This window comes from Halanaerobium praevalens DSM 2228 (genome assembly GCF_000165465.1).
Classification (GTDB): domain Bacteria; phylum Bacillota; class Halanaerobiia; order Halanaerobiales; family Halanaerobiaceae; genus Halanaerobium; species Halanaerobium praevalens.
Map to the genome: position 1 here is coordinate 97,366 of NC_017455.1, position 18,908 is coordinate 116,273.

General features: G+C 30.5%; 14 protein-coding genes. All 14 read left to right on the plus strand.

The genetic code is table 11. The features are described from left to right. The first annotated feature begins 124 nt into the window (after positions 1 to 124). The 14 genes from HPRAE_RS00440 to hutG all read left to right on the plus strand — a co-directional run bounded on the left by HPRAE_RS00440 (position 125) and on the right by hutG (position 18,889). Entirely contained in the window at positions 125 to 1,402 is a 1,278-nt protein-coding gene (locus tag HPRAE_RS00440) for a cation:proton antiporter (protein WP_041606868.1), read from the plus strand. 244 nt (positions 1,403 to 1,646) lie between these two features. Next, positions 1,647 to 2,501 (plus strand): BglG family transcription antiterminator, encoded by an 855-nt coding sequence (locus HPRAE_RS00445; RefSeq protein ID WP_014552275.1) that lies wholly within the window; start codon positions 1,647 to 1,649, stop codon positions 2,499 to 2,501. Positions 2,502 to 2,761: 260 nt separating this feature from the next. Continuing rightward, entirely contained in the window at positions 2,762 to 4,189 is a 1,428-nt protein-coding gene (nagE, locus tag HPRAE_RS00450) for an N-acetylglucosamine-specific PTS transporter subunit IIBC (RefSeq protein ID WP_014552276.1), read from the plus strand. A 194-nt stretch (positions 4,190 to 4,383) separates the two neighbouring features. Next, positions 4,384 to 5,055, plus strand: coding sequence for a hypothetical protein (locus HPRAE_RS00455; RefSeq protein ID WP_014552277.1), 672 nt, complete (start codon positions 4,384 to 4,386; stop codon positions 5,053 to 5,055). Between the two features lie 58 nt (positions 5,056 to 5,113). Beyond that, complete coding sequence (locus HPRAE_RS00460; protein WP_014552278.1) at positions 5,114 to 5,851, plus strand: SIR2 family NAD-dependent protein deacylase; 738 nt, start codon at positions 5,114 to 5,116, stop codon at positions 5,849 to 5,851. Between the two features lie 104 nt (positions 5,852 to 5,955). Next, entirely contained in the window at positions 5,956 to 7,266 is a 1,311-nt protein-coding gene (locus HPRAE_RS00465; RefSeq protein WP_014552279.1) for a glucose-1-phosphate adenylyltransferase, read from the plus strand. A gap of 109 nt (positions 7,267 to 7,375) precedes the next feature. Then, positions 7,376 to 7,972 (plus strand): MBL fold metallo-hydrolase, encoded by a 597-nt coding sequence (locus HPRAE_RS00470; RefSeq protein WP_014552280.1) that lies wholly within the window; start codon positions 7,376 to 7,378, stop codon positions 7,970 to 7,972. Positions 7,973 to 8,184: 212 nt separating this feature from the next. After that, complete coding sequence (locus HPRAE_RS00475) at positions 8,185 to 10,215, plus strand: urocanate hydratase (protein ID WP_014552281.1); 2,031 nt, start codon at positions 8,185 to 8,187, stop codon at positions 10,213 to 10,215. Between the two features lie 17 nt (positions 10,216 to 10,232). Beyond that, positions 10,233 to 10,841: a cyclodeaminase/cyclohydrolase family protein gene (locus tag HPRAE_RS00480; RefSeq protein WP_014552282.1), complete on the plus strand. Its 609-nt coding sequence runs from the start codon at positions 10,233 to 10,235 to the stop codon at positions 10,839 to 10,841. Positions 10,842 to 10,913: 72 nt separating this feature from the next. Then, entirely contained in the window at positions 10,914 to 11,816 is a 903-nt protein-coding gene (ftcD, locus tag HPRAE_RS00485; protein ID WP_014552283.1) for a glutamate formimidoyltransferase, read from the plus strand. Further along, the gene (hutI, locus tag HPRAE_RS00490) at positions 11,816 to 13,066 is read left to right on the plus strand and encodes an imidazolonepropionase (RefSeq protein WP_014552284.1); all 1,251 of its coding nucleotides are present in this window, start codon (positions 11,816 to 11,818) and stop codon (positions 13,064 to 13,066) included. Before ftcD ends, hutI begins: the two co-directional genes overlap by 1 nt. A 62-nt stretch (positions 13,067 to 13,128) precedes the next feature. After that, positions 13,129 to 16,170, plus strand: coding sequence for an ATP-binding protein (locus tag HPRAE_RS00495; protein ID WP_014552285.1), 3,042 nt, complete (start codon positions 13,129 to 13,131; stop codon positions 16,168 to 16,170). A gap of 76 nt (positions 16,171 to 16,246) precedes the next feature. Beyond that, complete coding sequence (gene hutH / locus HPRAE_RS00500; RefSeq protein WP_014552286.1) at positions 16,247 to 17,794, plus strand: histidine ammonia-lyase; 1,548 nt, start codon at positions 16,247 to 16,249, stop codon at positions 17,792 to 17,794. An 84-nt stretch (positions 17,795 to 17,878) separates the two neighbouring features. Then, positions 17,879 to 18,889 carry a formimidoylglutamase gene (gene hutG / locus HPRAE_RS00505; RefSeq protein ID WP_014552287.1) on the plus strand — a complete coding sequence of 337 codons (1,011 nt, stop codon included), beginning with the start codon at positions 17,879 to 17,881 and terminating at the stop codon, positions 18,887 to 18,889. Positions 18,890 to 18,908 lie beyond the last annotated feature (19 nt).

The following is an 18,908-nucleotide window of genomic DNA, read 5'->3' on the forward strand; positions in this document are numbered from 1 at the left end:
TGTTATAATATATAATGTAATATCATCTGAGTTTAAACTATTTTTAAAAAATATAAATAAAAAGAAGGTGGTATAAATTAATAATTTCGAGGTTTTAGGTAGCTTAAATAATTTACAGCAGTGGATGCTCTTGAATCATAAAAGTCACAAATTAATTTATTTATTAGCTATTTTATTTTTAACAGCTTTTATAATTAAGACAATTACAGATAAATTTCGGATTCCAAGTGTTGTTGGCTATATTCTTTTGGGAACAATCTTTAGTCAGAGTGTAGTTAGTAATTTTGCTTTTCTTTCGAAAGAATTTTTAGCTTGGTATAATTATTTATTGAATACCCTTAATTTTATTACCGTTTTAGCAGTTTCTTTTATTTCTTTTGGAATTGGAACTTCTTTATATATTAAAATTTTAAAACAGTTAGAATTAGAATTAACTTTAATAGTGATTTTTGAATCTATAGGTGCTTTTGTTTTAGTAACAGGGGCAATGCTTTTGCTGGGGAAAGAGCTTTTTGTGGCAATTCTTTTTGGGACTATAGCTACAGCTACAGCTCCCGCTGCTACAGTTATGGTTTTAAAAGAATATGGAATTCCCGGTGAGTTTTCAGCTACTTTGATGGTAGTTCTGGCCTTAGATGAATTTTTAGCTCTATTAATTTTTTCTTTTATGGAACCCTTATCTTACATATTAGCTTCACCAGAATTAGAATTAACCATCACTAACATGCTGATTGAGCCTTTTCTTAAAATAGCTGCTGCAATTTTATTAGGTTTAATTATTGGTTATATTTCTCAATATTTAATGGTTAAATGTAGTTCTGAAACCAGAAAAATATTATTAATCTTAGCAACTATATTGGGAACTACAGCTTCAGCAGTCTTTTTACATATTTCACCTTTATTTGCTAATTTAACAGTTGGTTTTGTTTACCGGAATGTACCTCAGCGGAGGTTAAATGTTTCAGATAAAATAGATATTTTAACTGTACCACTTTTATCGACCTTTTTTATTTTAGCCGGTACTAAAATTGATATTAGTAATCTGTTCCACAGTAGTTTTTTAATAATAGCAGTTACTTATACATTTATGCGGGCAATGGGTAAAATTGGAGGTTCTCACTTAGGAGCAAAGTTATCTTCTGCTCCAGAGCATGTAGAAAAATATATTGGTTTTGGCTTAATTCCTCAAATTGGAATCACTATTGACTTAGCTTTTATAATTCAAAAAGATTTTATCCACATTCAAGGTGATGTAGCTAATATTTCGATGTTAATTTTAAATGTTATTTTACTTACTTCAATTTTCACTGAAATATTTGGTTCTTTAGCAACAGAATATGCTTTAATAAAATCACATGAGACTAAAAAACAGTTAAGGTGGAATTTTTTGAAAGTAGAATAATTAATTAAATTTAAAATTAATTTCATAAAACAGAGCTGAATAATTACTTGAAAAATCTGAAAAATAGTGTTATAATTAAGAAAATAAATAAAAAGATGAGAGTGTTACTGTTAGATCAGGCATAATCTAGGGGAAAATAAAAGTCACGATTTAAAATTTTTGTTTAAAAGTGGTTTATTATTTTTTGCTAGATTTTTCTTTTTTAGAGTAAAAAAGAAACTGTTTAAAGTTTAGGAGGAATCAAATGTCTGTTAGAGAAAAATATAAAGTTAAAAAGATATTTAATAATAATGTCATTCTAGCAGAAAAAAATAAAAATCAGCAGGAATTTATTTTGCTGGGAAATGGAATTGGTTTTGCTACTAAAAAAGGTGATGTTTTTGCTAAAGAAGACTATCAGATAGAAAAAGAATTTGTTCCCTTAACAGGCGAAAAAAGAAATAATTATTTTCAATTGTTAGAGGAAGTTGATAGTAAAATTATTCAGGCAACTGAGCAAATAATTACAATGATTAACCAAGAACTAAATAAAGATATTAATCAATATATTCGAATTGGTTTAACTGATCATATTGCTTTTACTTTAAAAAGAATAAGAGAAGGTTTAGAAATAACAAATCCATTTTTAGTTGAAACAAGAACTCTTTATAAAAAAGAATTTCAACTAGCCAAAAAATCTGTTGAGATTCTGGAAACTACATTTAAAATTAAAATTCCAGAAGCGGAAATTGGTTTTATAGCTTTTCATATTCATGGAGCAATAAATAATAGTGAAGTTTCTAAAACAGTTAAAAACACTTCAATTATCAAAGATTTAGTTGCTAAGGTAGAATTGGAATTAGATCAAAAATTAGAGTATGATAGTCTAAATTATGCTCGTTTAGTTAATCATTTACGTTTTGCTTTAGAAAGAATTGAAAGTCGGGAAAATAATAATAATCCTCTTTTAGATAATATTAAAAAAGATTTTAAAGAAACATATAAAATTGCTGGTAAATTAGCAGAAATAATTGAAAAAAGATTTGATTATAAAGTACCAGAAGATGAAAAAGGGTATTTAGCCTTACATTTACAGCGCTTAAAAAGGGATTTTAATTAGTTTAAAATATTTTGATTATCCAAAAATTAAAGTTTAATAGATTAAATTTAATCAGGCATGTTACTGTTAAATCAGGCAAGAGCCGAAGAGATACTATTACTGCTAGGAGTGGTAGGTTCTCTTCGGCTTTTTTATTAGCTTTAAAAAATAAAATTACATTAAATTGTAATTTTGATATAGATAGCTTGTAGTTGGTCAAATTGTATTTGAGCTCAAGGTCAATTGTTAATTTAAGTCAACTAAAAACAGGAGGTTTTAAAATGAAAAAAGTATTTTCTAATTTGCAAAAGATAGGTAAATCTTTAATGCTGCCAATTGCTGTTTTACCAGCAGCTGCTTTGCTACTTAGACTTGGTGCTGGTGATGTTTTGGATATTCCTTTTGTGATGGCCGCTGGGGCTGCAATTTTTGATAATTTAGCTTTATTGTTTGGAATTGGAGTTGCAGTTGGAATTGCCCATGATAGTTCTGGAGCAGCTGGTTTGGCTGGAGCAGTAAGTTATTTTATTTTAACTAATGCAACCCAAGCTATTAATGGCGATATAAATATGGGAGTTTTAGCTGGTATTATCGGTGGTCTTTTGGCTGGATTTTTATATAATCGTTATCATGATATTGAATTACCTGATTTTTTAGGATTTTTTGGTGGTAAACGTTTTGTACCAATTGTAACAGGAGCTGCAAGTGTTTTATTGGCTGGTTTATTTGGTTATATTTGGCCTCCAATTCAAAATGTAATTCAGCTAACAGGAGAATGGATTATTAATGCAGGTCCAATCGGTGTTTTTGTATATGGATTTTTAAATAGATTACTAATTCCTCTTGGTTTACATCATGTTTTAAATAGTTTTATTTGGTTTGTCTTTGGCGAATTTACTACCGCAGCAGGAGAGGTTGTTACAGGAGATTTATCTCGCTTTTTTGCTGGAGATCCTTCAGCTGGATTTTTCATGTCAGGCTTTTTCCCAATGATGATGTTTGGTCTGCCAGCAGCAGCCTTAGCAATGTATCATGCAGCTAAACCGGAAAACAAAAAAGCTGTTAGTGGTATTTTCTTAAGTGTTGGTTTAACTGCCTTTTTAACTGGAATTACAGAGCCGATCGAATTTGCATTTATGTTTTTAGCACCAGTTTTATATGTTATTCATGCTATTTTAACTGGTTTATCAATGGTTGTAACTTATATTTTAGGTATTCAACATGGTTTTGGTTTTTCAGCTGGGGCAATTGATTACTTTTTAAATTATGGTTTAGCTACAAAACCAATCTTAATTATTCCTTTAGGAATTGCAGCTTTTGCTATTTATTATTCTCTTTTCCGTTTTGTAATTGAAAAATTTGATATTGCAACTCCTGGCCGGGTAGAAGGAGAAGCTGAAACTAACAATATGAGTGTAATGCCTGATTCGCAGTCAGAATCTGAGCAGTCTACAACCAATACAAAGAATAAGACAAAAGCAGCCCAATATATTGAAGCTTTAGGTGGAGCTGAAAATATTGAAAGAGTTGATTCTTGTATTACTAGATTAAGACTAGAGGTGAAAAATTCAGATAATTTAGATGAAGCTAAATTAAAAGAATTGGGAGCTTCTGGAGTTATGAAAGCTAATAAGTCTAATGCTCAAGTTGTAGTTGGAACTAAAGCAGAACTAATAGCTGAACAAATAAAAAAAGAATTAAATAGTTAAAAATCATTTTAATCTACCAGGCTAATTAAGCTGGTAGATTTTCTTTTTTAAATTAAAAAAAGTAAAATATTTTATAGAAAAGTTTTAAAAAATAGTTTATCCTTATTTTAGAAATCAATATTGTAAATTTAAGCTTTAAAAGCTTAAAAAATGGAAAAAATTAGAGTTAATTTAAAACTAAGGAGCGAGATAAAATGAATTATTTAGATAATGTTAATCTTTATCAAATAACTAAAATTGAAACTAAAATTAGATTAGAAAGTTTATTAGGTGCTGAAAAAGAAAAACTCTCTTTAGCCAAAGCAGAAATAAATAATTTTGCTGAAGGTGATATAGTACTTTTAATAAAAAATAATTTAAAACAAAATTTAAAAAAGCGAAAAGCTATTTCTTATCCTGTTAAAAAAGTAAAAGGACGTTTTTCTGATGTCAAAGAATATGATTATTTAAAAATGAAAATATTATATGATTTTAATTTATATTATTTAGGCAAAAAAGAAATAGAAGCTGTAGCTAAAGATCCTTTACATTTAAAATTTGAGGATGATTTAACTAAAAATAAAAGTCAAATAAAAACTTTAATAACTTATAACCAAGATGAAAAAGTAAAGCCCTTTAATCATACAAATTATACTGTAGCAAATATTTTAAGCTCTAAAAAAATATTTAGCCAAGAAGAAGGTTCAAAATTTGATTGGGGCTGGAGTTTGATGGAAATTTATCAAATAAATGCAGAGGAATTTGTTAGTTTTAAACAAAGTAGTTATTTTAGAGAAAGGCAAAGAGGGGAATTTTTTCAAATTAGCAAAAAAGCCGTTGAGTTTATGCGAGATTTTCCAGATGATAAAGATGATTTTTTAGATTAAAAAATTTTTTGACTATTCAGCTAATAAATATGATATAATGGTTTTGAGGTGAATAATTATGAATCAATATCAAAAAGCTGCTGCCCTGATTAAAAACTCAAAACATACAACAGTTTTTACTGGAGCAGGTGTTTCTGTAGAAAGTGGAGTTCCACCTTTTAGAGGTGAAAATGGACTTTGGAATGAATATGATCCTAAAATTTTAGATTTAAGAAATTTTTATAAATCACCTGAAGCTAGTTGGGTGATAATTAAAGAAATCTTTTATGATTATTTTGGTAAAGCAGAACCAAATAAAGCACATCAGGTTATTGCCCGTTTAGAAAAAGATGGACATTTAGAAACTGTTATTACTCAAAATATAGATAATCTGCATCAGGAGGCAGGTAGTCAGAATGTTTTAGAGTTTCATGGTAATTCTAGATTTTTAATTTGTAATGAATGTGGAAAAAGATATAAGTTAACTAAAGAATTGTTGTCAGAACTACCACCAAAATGTAAAACATGTGGAGAAGTACTTAAACCTGATTTTGTATTTTTTGGGGAAGCAATTCCCGAAGAAGAAGAGAAATTATCTTTTGCTGAAGCAGAAAAAGCAGATTTGTTTATTCTAATTGGCACAACTGGTGAAATTCAGCCAGCATCTTTAATTCCTGTTGTTGCCAAAAGCAAAGGTGCAAAAATATTAGAAATAAATATCGAAAAGTCTAATTTTACAGATGATATTACAGATTTATTTATCCAGGCCAAAGCAACTGAAGCCTTAGCTAAGATTGAGTCAGAATTTTATGCTTAATTAGACTAATAAAACAAATTAAAAAAGGATTTAAGTCAATTTTATTTAAGATATAAATATAAGCTAGATAAAATTTTATACTTTTAATTATCAGGGGGTATTTTATGAAGACATTAGCATTAATTTTAGCAGGCGGAAGAGGAACTAGACTAGATATTTTATCGACTCATAGAGCAAAACCTAGTGTCCCTTTTGCTGGTAAATTTAGACTTATCGATTTTGCCTTAAGTAATTGTGTTAATTCTGGGATTTATAATGTAGGAGTTTTAACTCAATATTTACCTCTTTCCTTAAATAACCATATAGGAATTGGTAAACCTTGGGATTTAGATCGGAGAATGGGTGGAGTTACAATTCTCCAGCCTTTTAGAGGTAAACCAGGAGTTACAGGTTGGTATGAAGGAACAGCTCATGCTATTTATAAGAATATAAGTTTTATTAGAGATAAAGCTCCAGAAGATGTAGTTATTTTATCTGGAGATCATGTTTATGAAATGGATTATGGAGAAATGGTAGAATATCACCGTCAAAAAGGAGCAGATTTAACAATTGCTGCCCAACCTGTTCCTTATGAAGATGCTAATCGTTTTGGTATTTTAGATTATAATGAGGAAATGAAAATAACAGATTTTGTTGAAAAACCTGAAAATCCTCCCAGTAATCTGGCTTCAATGGGTATTTATGTTTTCAAAAAAGAAGTTTTATTAGATGTTTTAGAAAAATATTGTACAGAAGAGGATTCTGATTTTGGTCATCATATTATACCACCAATGATTGAAAAAGAAGGAGTTTATCTTTATGAATTTGATGACTATTGGAAAGATGTTGGAACTTTAGCAGCATATTGGGAAAGCAGTTTAGAATTGACTGATCCAATTCCAAGCTTAAATTTATATAATGAAGAATGGAAGCTGCATACTAGAAGTGAAGAAAGACCCCCAGTTAAGTTTGGTGAAAAAGCTTGTGCTTCTAAAAGTTTAGTTTCTAATGGTTCAATAGTGAATGGAGTTGTAGAAAATTCTATTATTAGTCCTGGAGTTTATATTGAAGAAGGGGCAGTAGTAAAAGACTCTATTATCTTTAATGATACTATTATTAGAAGCAATTCGGTGATTGAAAAGGCTATAATTGATACAGAAGTAGAAGTTATGGCAAATTCTCGAATTGGTTATGGTGATGATTATACGCCAAATAAAGATAAACCTGAACTTTTAAGCAATGGTTTAAATGTAATAGCCAAAAGAGCTACAATACCGGAAGGAACAACAATTGCTAGAAATTGTCGTGTTTTCTCTTATGTTGGAGTTGATGACTTTGAAACTAAAGAAATTGAAAGTGGTAGTACAATTACCTCTGAAATTGGAGAAAAAGTTGCTGCTGGAGATGAAATGCATGTCAGAGAATTAAATACTTAAAAAGTTAGCTATAAATTAATGGCTCCTAATAATTTTTTAAGGGGCCATTTTAGATATTTAGTAGATTATGCTAAAATGAACTTAGCTAGATTTATTATTTTAACAGGAGATGATTATTATCAAAGTTAAGTGGTTAGGAAATTCGTCTTTATTAATTGAAGATCAGAAAAAAATTGTAATTGACCCTAGTTTTAAGATTGAAACAGATTTTAAAGCAGATTTGGTTTTGATTACTCATGAACATGCTGATCATATTAATCCAGAAGATTTAGAGCAGATAACTAAGGCAGAAACTGAAATTTATGCTCCTCAATCTGTTTATGATAAATTTGATTTTGAAGGAGAAGTTATTAAAGCAGGTGATCAATTAGAAGCAGAGATTAAAGTTTTAGGAGTGGATTGTCATAATTCTAAAGAAGCTGTAGCTTATTTTTATAAAGGACTATATCATACAGCTGATGCTTCTGATTACCCAGATCCAGAAGCTAAAATTGAATTGCTTTTTACAGCTTGTTTTAATGATCAGTTCTCAAATTATTTAGAAAAAGCAATAAAGCTAAATCCAACTATGGCAGTTCCTTATCATTATGATCCTGAGCAAAGACAGGAGCTATTACAGGCCAAGGGTTTATCAAGTAAGTTTGAGCAGATTGGTTGTAATTCAAAAATCTTAGAGCTGGGCGAAGAAATTGAGCTAGCAATTTAAATAATTTAATTAAAAACCTGTTGGATTTAATAAATTCAGCAGGTTTGAGCCTTAAATATTCATAAAATTAAGTTTTTCTATTTTTTTAAAAGCTAAAAAAGCAATAATTATACAAATATAAAAAAATATCTGACTATTGACATTTTTTTGACGCTGATAGAGTATACTTAACTTAAAAAATATTCATTTAAGTTAAAGAAGGAGGATATAAAATGAAATTTGATGTTGCTAAAGCAATGAAAATTAAATTAGCAAAAGAGTTACCAGCAAAAACTGAGTTTAAAAAAGGAATTAGAAGGGCTCCCAAAAGAGAATTAAATTTAAGCCAAGAGGAAATAGAGCTTGCTTTAAAAAATGCTTTGCGTTACATACCGAATGAATTACATGAAAAATTAGCACCTGAATTTATGGAAGAATTACTGACACATGGTAGAATTTATGGATATCGATATCGTCCTCAAGGAGAAATTAAGGCTAAACCAATAACAGAGTATCAAGGTCAGACCTTAGAGGGTAAAGCTTTACAATTAATGATTGATAATAATTTAGATTTTGAGGTAGCATTATATCCCTATGAATTAGTAACTTATGGAGAAACAGGACAGGTTTGTCAAAACTGGATGCAGTATCGATTGTTGAAAAAATACTTACAGAAAATGACACATGATCAAACACTAGTAGTTCAGTCTGGTCATCCTTTAGGACTTTTTCCATCTAAGCCAGGTGCTCCTAGAGTGATTTCTACTAATGGTTTAATGGTTGGTATGTATGATGATTTGGAAAACTTTAATCGAGCAGCAGCTTTAGGTGTTGCTAATTATGGTCAGATGACAGCAGGTGGTTGGATGTATATTGGACCACAGGGAATTGTACATGGAACTTATACTACTTTGCTTAATGCTGGGCGTAAATTTTTGGGAAATGATCAGTCTGAGGATTTATCTGGTCAATTATATATTACTTCTGGTTTAGGAGGAATGAGTGGAGCCCAAGCTAAAGCAGTAGAGATTGCTGGTGGAATTGGGGTAATTGCCGAAGTGGATGAATCTAGGATTCAGACCAGACATGAGCAGGGCTGGGTTGGTGAAGTATCAGCTGATTTAGATGAAATATTTGCTTTGGTAAAGCAGCATAAAAAAAGTGGAGAAGAAATTTCGATAGCATATCATGGTAATATAGTAGATCTTTTAGAGTATGTTGTGGAAAATAAAATAGAGGTTGATCTTTTATCAGATCAAACTTCATGTCATGAGCCATATACAGGTGGCTATAGTCCTGTTGGTTATACATTTGCAGAAGGACGTAAATTACTTAATAATCAGCCAGCTGAATTTAGAAAAGCTGTTGATCAATCATTAACTAAACATTATCAATTAATTAGTAAATTAGTTGATCGAGGTGCATATTTCTTTGATTATGGTAATAGTTTTATGAAAGCTATTTATGATGCAGGAGTTAAAGAAATTGCTAAAAATCCTGAAAATCCAAGTCAAGGCTTTATTTTTCCTTCCTATGTTGAAGATGTAATGGGGCCAATTTGTTTTGATTATGGTTATGGACCTTTCCGCTGGGTCTGCTTAAGTGGTGAAGATGAAGATTTAAGGACTACAGATCAAGCAGCAATGGCTTGTATAGATCCAGAGCGGAGATCACAAGATTACGATAATTATCAGTGGATTTCTGATGCAGAAGAAAATGAGTTAGTTGTGGGATCAAAAGCTAGAATTCTCTATGCAGATGGCCCAGGACGTGTTAAAATTGCCTTAAGGTTTAATAAACTAATTAGAGAAGGAAAATTAGGACCTGTGATGTTAGGAAGAGATCACCATGATGTCAGTGGTACAGATTCTCCATTTAGAGAAACTGCTAATATTAAAGATGGAAGTAATGTAATGGCTGAAATGTCAATTCATTGTTTTGCTGGTAATTGTGCTCGTGGAATGACTCTAGCAGTAGAAAGTAATGGTGGTGGAGTTGGAATTGGTAAAGCTTTTAATGGTGGTTTTGGTTTAGTACTTGATGGTAGTAAAAGGGTAGATAATATTATCAAATCAGCCCTTGACTGGGATGTTCACAGTGGTGTTGCTCGTAGAGCCTGGGCCAGAAATGAACATGCAATTGAAACTATGGTAGACTGGAATCAAAGAAACCATGGTACAGGTCAGGTAACTCTTCCTTATCAGCCAGAAGAAAATTTAATTAAAAAAACAGTAGCAAAATCACTTGCAAAATATAATAATTAATCTAAGGAGGCTAAAATATGAAATTTGCTGAATCGAGTTTAAAAGAATTTACAGATAAATTAGCTAGTAAATCACCAACACCTGGTGGTGGTAGTGTTGCTGGCTTATGTAGTGCTTTAAGTGCTGCTTTAAATAGTATGGTAGTTAATTTAACTAAAGAAAATAGCTTTGGCCAGAGTGGGGCTCAGTTATCAAAATTAAAGACAGAATCACTAGATTTAATGGATGAAGATGCAGAGAGTTTTAAACAAGTAATGAGTGCTTTTAAGTTGCCTAAAAATACAGAAGCTGAAAAAGAAAAAAGAACTAAAGCAATTCAAACTGCCTTAGTTGGAGCTGCTGAATCTCCTTTAAAAATAATGAAACTAGGCTTAGAAATTCTTAAACTGGGCACTAAAATAAGTGAAAAAGGTAATGTTAATGCTGTTTCTGATGCAGGTGTAGGAGCTTTATTAGCACTGACTGCAGTTAAAGGTGGATATTATAATGTCTTAATTAATGCTGAATCATTAAAAGATGAATCTGCTGCAGAAAAGCTTGAAAGTAAAGCAGATCAAATAGTACAAGAGGCTGAAAAATTAGCAGCTGAAATTAATGAAATGACTGAAAAAAGAATTAGAGCTTAATTTTATTGACAAAAATTATAAACTAAAATAAAAACTAATTTAGACTAAATATATTTTAAGGAGAGGTTATTTATGGCTGAAATATTTGAATGTATTCCGAATTTTAGTGAAGGTAGAGATCAAGAAAAAATTGAAAAGATAGTAGAACCTTTTAAACAGGAAACTGGAGTTAAACTCTTAGATTATTCAGCAGATAAAGATCATAATAGATTAGTTGTAACAATGATTGGTAATGGCTCAGCATTAAAAAATTCTGTTTTAAAAGCGATGGAAATTGCTGTAGACCTTATTGATCTCAATCAACATGAGGGAGAACATCCCCGAATGGGAGCTGTAGATGTTGTTCCTTTTACACCAATTCGCGGCACTAATATGGAAGATGCAGTAAAATTAGCCAAAGAAGTTGCAGCAGAGGCTGCTGAAAAACTTAAGCTGCCAATTTATCTCTATGAAGAAGCAGCAGCTACAGCTGAGCGTCAAAATTTAGCTAATATTAGAAGAGGTGAATATGAAGGTTTTTCTGATAAGATTAAAAAAGAGCAGTGGAAACCTGATTATGGTCCAGCAGAATTACATAAAACTGCAGGAGCTTCAGTTATTGGAGCCAGAATGCCTTTAGTAGCCTTTAATGTTAATTTAGATACTGATAATTTAGAAATTGCTAATGCAATAGCTAGAAAGGTTCGTCATTCTGGAGGTGGACTTCGCTATTGTAAGGCGATTGGTATTGATTTAAGTGAAAGAGGAATTACTCAGGTTTCAATGAATATGACAGATTATACTAAAACTGCTTTATATCAATCTTTTGAAATGATTAAATTTGAAGCTGAGCGTTATGGTGTTAAAATTATTGGTAGTGAATTAATTGGATTATTGCCAGCCAAAGCTTTATTTGATGTAGCAGAACACTATTTAGGAGTTGAAAATTTTTCTGGTGACCAGATTATGGAAAACAGATTACTGGAGGACTTATAATGACTAAACTATTAATCAAAAATGCCAAAGAATTAGTAACTTGTAAGGGGAAAGCTCCTAAAATAAAAAAAGAGATGAATGATTTAGGTATTATAACTGAAGCTAGTTTGGTAATTGAAGATGGTATAATTACTAAAATTGCTAAAAGTGAAGAGCTTTTGCCAAAAATCAATGAAAAGGAATATGAAATTATAGATGCAGCTGGAAAATCAGTATTACCTGGGTTTGTTGATTCACATACTCACCTTGTTTTTGGAGGAGAAAGAGCCGAAGAATTTAATTGGCGTTTAAAAGGAGTACCTTATGCTGAAATAATGGAGCGTGGTGGTGGAATTGTTAAAACTGTAGAAGCCACTCGTCAAGCAACTAGAAAAAAACTTAAAGAGGATTCTTTAAAGCGCTTAAACTCAATGCTCTCTTTTGGAGTAACTACTGTTGAAGCTAAAAGTGGTTATGGTTTAGATTTAGAAACAGAATTAAAACAGCTGCAAATTGCAGATGAATTAAATGATGAGCATCCAGTAGATATTGTTTCCACCTTTATGGGAGCCCATGAAATACCAAAAGAATTTAAAGGGAAAAATGAAGAGTTTATTGATTATCTAATTGAAGAGTTAATGCCAGTTGTTGTGGAAAAAACAGAAGCTGAGTTCTGTGATGTTTTCTGTGATCAGGGTGTTTTTTCAACAACTGAAGCCCGGAGATTGTTATTAGCTGGACAAAAAATGGGTTTAAAGTCAAAAATTCATGCAGATGAGATAGCTCAAGTTGGTGGAGCTGAACTGGCAGCTGAAATAAGAGCAGTATCAGCCGATCATCTGCTCAAGGCTTCAAATAAAGGAATAAAAGAAATGGCTGCTCAGCAAGTAGTTGGAACTTTGCTGCCGATTACTGCTTTTAGTTTAAAAGAAGAATATGCTAGAGGTAGGTTTATGCTAGATAATGGATTAGCAGTAGCACTTGCTACAGATTTTAATCCTGGTAGCTGTTATTCAGAGTCTATACCCTTATTGTTTTCTCTGGCTACTTTATATATGGAGCTGACTATAGAAGAGGCAGTGAGTGCCTTAACAATTAATGGAGCTGCTGCTCTGGGTAAATCCCAAGAAGTAGGTAGTCTAGAAGTAGGCAAAAAAGGTGATCTTCTAATTTTAGATGCTCCTTCTTATGAACATTTATCTTATCATATTGGGGTTAATATAGTTGATAAAGTAATTAAAGCTGGCAAATTAGTTAAAGTAAATAATTAATTAAGAGCTAATTATAAATTAGAAAGGGGGGAGAGATTATATCTAAAATAAAAATTTCATTATTGGGAAGACCCTTAGTTAAAAATCAAGCAGATGAAGAAATTAAATTTCCTTATCAAAAAGTTGAAGCTTTATTTTATTATTTATTAGTTAAAAAGAAAGCATCTCGAAATAAATTAGCCACTTTACTCTGGGGTGAGATGCCAGAAAATAAAGCAAAGAAAAATTTACGCAATGCTCTTTATCAGTTAAAAAAGAGCGTTGGTCAAGATATAATTTCTACCCCTGATAGATTTATTGTTAAAATCGCTGCAACAGAGTTTTTAAGTTTGGATTTAGCTAAATTTTTAGAAAAAAAGCCTCAAGCAGCACTTAAATTATATCAGGGATCTTTTTTAAAAGGTTTTTTGCTTAAAAATGCTTCTGAGTTTAATAATTGGCTGCTTGAACAAAGAAATTATTATGAACAATTATATATTAATCATCTCAAAACAGAAATTGGGAGCTGCCAAAAAGAAAATAAAGTAGAAAAAGCAGTTAGTTATTTAAAAACTTTAATCAAAACAGATACTTTTAATGAAAAAGCTTACCGAGAGCTAATGCAGCTATATGCTCAAACTGATAATTCTGCTAAGGCAATAGAGGTTTTTAAAAAATTAGAAACTGAATTAAAAAAAGAGTTAGGGATTACCCCTGATCAAAAAACAATGGCCTTATTACAGAAAATCAGGGATAAAATTTCTAGTGAGCTTGAAAATAACAAACAAAAACATAATTTTATTTTTAGAAAAAAAGAAAGTGAAAAAATAATAACTAAGCTTAATCAATTTATTAAAACAGAAAAATCTTATTCTTTTTTAATTTCTGGTGAAGCTGGAATTGGCAAAACAGCTTTGATTGAACAGGTTATTGCTGCAGCTGATTTAGATAATACACTCCTTTTGCAAACTAATTGTTATCAGGCAGAAAAAAATTATATTTTTAAACCTTGGAAAGATATTATGCAGCAGCTAAAAGAGGAAATTGATTTTGAGCAAATTAAGCTTTCACCACTCTGGAAAAAAGTTATCTTTTTTTTATTTCCCTCTTTTTTACCAGATGAAGAAATTTCTTTTGCTAAGATGGTTAATTTTGATTCTATCAAGTATCAATCTGTAATTGAAGCCCTACTTTTTGTTTTATCTAAGGCTGCTGAGGCTAAAAAGATAATTATTGTTTTTGAAGATTTGCACTGGTGTGATAAAAAAAGTTTATTATTATTAAGAAATTTAATTAGAGAAAATCAAAATAATAATATATTAATTTTAGCAACTTCTCGGAATCAGTGTTGGCAAAGAATAGAAAATATTTTTGCTGATTTAAAAGAAGCTAAATTATTGAAAAATATTGAACTAAAGCGCTTAACTCTTCCAGAAGTTAAGAAATTTTCTCGAAAATTTTTACCGAATTATAATTTTACAGAAGAATTATTTACTAAAATACATAAAGAGACTGAAGGTAATTTATTTTTTCTAGTTGAATTGCTAAATTTATTGATGCAAAAAAAAGATAGTCAAGCTTTGACTGAAATGTTAACTGCTAAAAGCAAAAATATTTTGAGCAGCCGTTTTTTTTCAGTCTCAAAAGAGGCACAAAAGATTTTAATAATAGCTTCAATTTGTTTTGATAAATTTAGTTATGAGTTATTGGCAGCTGTGAGTGGAAAAAAAGAGCTGCAATTAATAGCAATTTTTGAAGAATTACAGTCTTTTAATTTAATTAATGAAGTTGAAGTTAGAAATAATAATCGAATTTTTTATCAATTTACTCACAGTAAATTACGTGAATTTATATATAATAAGCAGTCTAAATTCAAAGTAAAAATACTACATAAGAGAATAGCTCAGTTTATTGAAAATGATTTAGCAAAACAAAGAACTCAAAGAAAACAGTATTCAAAGCTTATTTATCATTACTCACGCTCTGGAGATAAACTTAAATATTTGTTTTATTTAATTAAAGAAGCAGAAAATTATATGTATTATACACATGAGATATTTCCCATTACAAATGATCAAAAATTAGCGCGCGATAATGTACTTGATCTTAATCAAGAAAAATCTCAGAATTATTTGGTTAAAATAGAGTCTTTATTTACAGAAATTAAAAATTCGCCCGAATCGAATTTAAAAGATATGGAAGCTAAATATTTAAATATTAAAGCTCATTTTTTAATCGGAAAGGGAAAATATAGTCAGGCTATTTTGACTTTAAAATTAATGTTAAAAAACGCCAACTCTATAAATAATACTAAAATAAAGTTAAATGCTTATGAACAGCTGGCAGCTTTAGGGATTCAACTAGAAGATCTTAGTTTAATTAAAGAAAATGCAAAGAAAATGAATAAATGTGCTGATATTTTAGCTTTAAAAACTAAAAAGGGGATTGCGTTTAGATTTTTAGGGATCTTTAATTTATATAATAAAAATTATAAGAAAGCAAATAAATATTTTAATAAGTCTTTAGATCTTTTTAGAAATGCCGAGACAATAACTAAAAAATATACTTTAGGTATAGCCTCAGCTTATAATTATTTGGGTGAAGTTGAGCGTTATCAGGGGAAACTTGAAAAAGCAAATCAATATTATAAATACAGTATCAATTTATGTGAGCAAAAAAATATTCTTAGTGGTTTAGGAATATTTTATATTAATTCAGCTCAAGTATATTATGAGCAAAGTCAGTTTAAGCTAGCTGAAAAACAGTTTAAAAAATCTCTAGCTATTTATAATGAGCTGTCTACAGTTTGGGGATATTCGAGTATTAGCTATAGTTATCTGTCTCTGATTTATCTAAACAAAGGTCAATATTTTAAAGCTTATAATTATTTAGACAAAGCAAGTTCAATGTTGGCTAGATTTTATAAAAGATATTGGTCTGGGATTTTTTTGAGAGCTGAAGCTGAGATTTCAAAAAAAATGAAGGTCAATAAAGAAATAAAAGATGTTTTTTCAAATAAATTGTCTCTTAATTATCAAGAATATGCAGTCAAAGCAGTTTCTATTTTTAAAGATATTGGTACAAATTATGAGCTTAGCACAGTTAAAAATTTAATCAACAATTAAGCTCTAAATCAGAAAAGTTGATAGTAACTAAGATAATAATTTGCAGCAAAAAAATAAACAATATGGAGGCCCAAAAATGAAAGAATTAATTATTGATGGTAGTAAATTAACACTAAAGGATATTGTTGAAGTTGCTAGAAAATCTAGAACTGTTAAATTAGCTGAAAAGGCAAAAGAGAAAATTAATAAATCACGAGAGATAGTTGATAAATTTGTAGAAAGAGAAGAAGTTGTATATGGAATTACTACTGGTTTTGGAGAATTAAGTGAAATTTGTATTCCCAAAGCTGAAGTTGAACAATTACAAGAAAATCTAATCTGCAGCCATGCTTGTGGAGTTGGGGAAGCATTTGCAGAAGAAGTGGTTAGAACAATTATGTTACTGAGGGCTAATGCTTTAGCTGCAGGTGTTTCGGGGATTAGAGTAAGTACTTTAGAAACTTTGCTAGAAATGTTAAATAAAAAAGTTCATCCTGTTATACCAGAAAAAGGTTCTTTAGGTGCTAGTGGAGATTTAGCTTCTTTGGCACATATGGTTTTGGTTATGATTAATAAAGGAGAAGCATTTTATCAGGGAGCAAGAATAAGTGGAAAAGAGGCTCTGACTAAAGCTAATATTGAGCCTGTAACTTTGAAAGCTAAAGAAGGTTTAGCTTTAATCAACGGAACTCAAGTAATGACAGCAGTTGGTGCTTTAACTGTTTATGATGCTATTAATCTAGCTAAGCTTGCTGATATTTCTGCTGCCATGACTCTAGAAGCTGCCAAAGGAATTACAGATCCTTTTGATCAAAGAGTACATGCAGTAAGACCTCATAAGCATCAACAAGGTACTGCTAAAGATTTACTCAGATTAACAGAAGGAAGTCAGCTGACAACTAGGCAGGGTGAAATTAGAGTTCAAGATGCATATACTTTAAGGTGTTTACCTCAAATTCATGGGGCATCTAGAGATGCTATTGAATATGTTAAAGATAAAATAGATATCGAGATTAATTCTGTTACTGATAATCCATTAATTTTTACAGAAACAGAAGATGTTATTTCTGGAGGTAATTTTCATGGTCAACCAGTTGCTTTAGCTTTTGATTTTTTAGGTATTGCAATTGCTGAGCTGGCTAATGTAGCTGAAAGAAGAATAGAGAGGTTGGTTAATCCTAAACTAAGTGGTTTACCTGCATTTTTGGTAGAAGAAGAAGGACTTAATTCTGGTTTTATGATAACTCAGTATGCAGCAGCCTCTCTGGTATCTGAAAATAAGGTTTTAGCTCATCCTGCTAGTGTTGATTCTATACCTTCTTCTGCTAATCAGGAAGACCATGTGAGCATGGGGACTATTGGTGCTCGTAAAGCTAGAGATATTTTGTATAATACAAGTCGTGTCTTGGCAATTGAATTAATAACTGCTGCTCAAGCTATTGATCTAATAAATCCTGGTGGAGATAAACTTGGTAAAGGAACTAAAGCTGCTTATCAAGTTGTTAGAGATAATGTTAAAAAATTAGTTAAAGATCGAGTAATGTATAAAGATATTAATAAGAGTGCAGAGCTAATAGAAAAGGAAGAAGTTGTAAAAGCAGTAGAAAAGGCTATTGGTACTTTAAATCAGGAATTAGAAGAATAATTTGAGATTTTAAGTTAAGTTAAAATAAAAATTAAGATTTTTAAATTATATTTTAATTGAGAGAGAAAGGAGGTGTTTTAGACTATTAGTTTTAAAAAATATTATAAAAAAGTAAATAAAGATGTTTGGCAGGGTAGAGTAGATGACTCAGAAGATTTTACGGCTTTTAGATGGCACCAGTGGGTAGAATTTATTGATTTAAATAACTGTGATTTATCTTTGCAGGCAGCTGAAACTGGAATTTGTTTTTTAGGATTTTGCAGTGATCAGGGAGTTAAAAGAAATGGTGGTCGTCCAGGAGCTGCTAAAGGTCCAATAAGTATCAGAAAAGAACTAGCTAATTTGCCAATACAATTTACTAAAGAAACTAAGTTATTTGATGCAGGTAATATTATTTCTCCTGATCAGGCCTTAGAAAAACAGCAAGAATCTCTGGCATTAGCAGTAGCAAAAGTCTTAGATTTAGGGCTTTTTCCTATTTTATTAGGTGGAGGACATGAAATTGCATTTGGTCATTACAGTGGTTTATTAAAGTCTAAATATAAATTACAAAAAGATGCTCAAATAGGAGTTATAAACTTTGATGCTCACTTTGATATGAGACCTTATCAAAATGGTGGGAATTCAGGTACAATGTTTAGACAAATAGCTGATCAATGTCAAGCTTTGGGTGCTCCTTATTCTTATTTAGCTATTGGAATCCAAAAATGTGCAAATACAGTTAATCTTTTTCAGACTGCAGAGCAGTTAGGGGCAGATTATATTTTGGCCCAAGATATAACTAAATCAAATATATTAGAACTGCTAAATAAATTAAATTATTATCTTAACCAAAATGATTATATTTATTTAAGTATTTGTGCTGATGTTTTTTCCTCAGCTATTGCTCCAGGTGTAAGCTCTACTCAGCCTCTTGGAATTGAAGCGGAAATTGCTTTGGATTTGATCAAACATATAATTAAATCGAAAAAAGTTATTAGTTTTGATATTGCTGAAGTTTCACCCCGGTTTGATTTAGATAATTCCACTGCTAAATTAGCAGCTATTATAATTTTTGCTGTAGTTAATACTTTAGTTGGGGAAGAATTTCATTAAAATTAATCTTAGGAGGAAT

What these genes read in the sequence shown, in the direction of transcription:
- HPRAE_RS00440 (WP_041606868.1), top strand. Translation starts at nt 125, where the DNA reads ATGCTCTTGAATCATAAAAGTCACAAATTAATTTATTTATTAGCTATT.
- HPRAE_RS00445 (WP_014552275.1), top strand. Translation starts at nt 1,647, where the DNA reads ATGTCTGTTAGAGAAAAATATAAAGTTAAAAAGATATTTAATAATAAT.
- nagE (WP_014552276.1), top strand. Translation starts at nt 2,762, where the DNA reads ATGAAAAAAGTATTTTCTAATTTGCAAAAGATAGGTAAATCTTTAATG.
- HPRAE_RS00455 (WP_014552277.1), top strand. Translation starts at nt 4,384, where the DNA reads ATGAATTATTTAGATAATGTTAATCTTTATCAAATAACTAAAATTGAA.
- HPRAE_RS00460 (WP_014552278.1), top strand. Translation starts at nt 5,114, where the DNA reads ATGAATCAATATCAAAAAGCTGCTGCCCTGATTAAAAACTCAAAACAT.
- HPRAE_RS00465 (WP_014552279.1), top strand. Translation starts at nt 5,956, where the DNA reads ATGAAGACATTAGCATTAATTTTAGCAGGCGGAAGAGGAACTAGACTA.
- HPRAE_RS00470 (WP_014552280.1), top strand. Translation starts at nt 7,376, where the DNA reads ATGATTATTATCAAAGTTAAGTGGTTAGGAAATTCGTCTTTATTAATT.
- HPRAE_RS00475 (WP_014552281.1), top strand. Translation starts at nt 8,185, where the DNA reads ATGAAATTTGATGTTGCTAAAGCAATGAAAATTAAATTAGCAAAAGAG.
- HPRAE_RS00480 (WP_014552282.1), top strand. Translation starts at nt 10,233, where the DNA reads ATGAAATTTGCTGAATCGAGTTTAAAAGAATTTACAGATAAATTAGCT.
- ftcD (WP_014552283.1), top strand. Translation starts at nt 10,914, where the DNA reads ATGGCTGAAATATTTGAATGTATTCCGAATTTTAGTGAAGGTAGAGAT.
- hutI (WP_014552284.1), top strand. Translation starts at nt 11,816, where the DNA reads ATGACTAAACTATTAATCAAAAATGCCAAAGAATTAGTAACTTGTAAG.
- hutH (WP_014552286.1), top strand. Translation starts at nt 16,247, where the DNA reads ATGAAAGAATTAATTATTGATGGTAGTAAATTAACACTAAAGGATATT.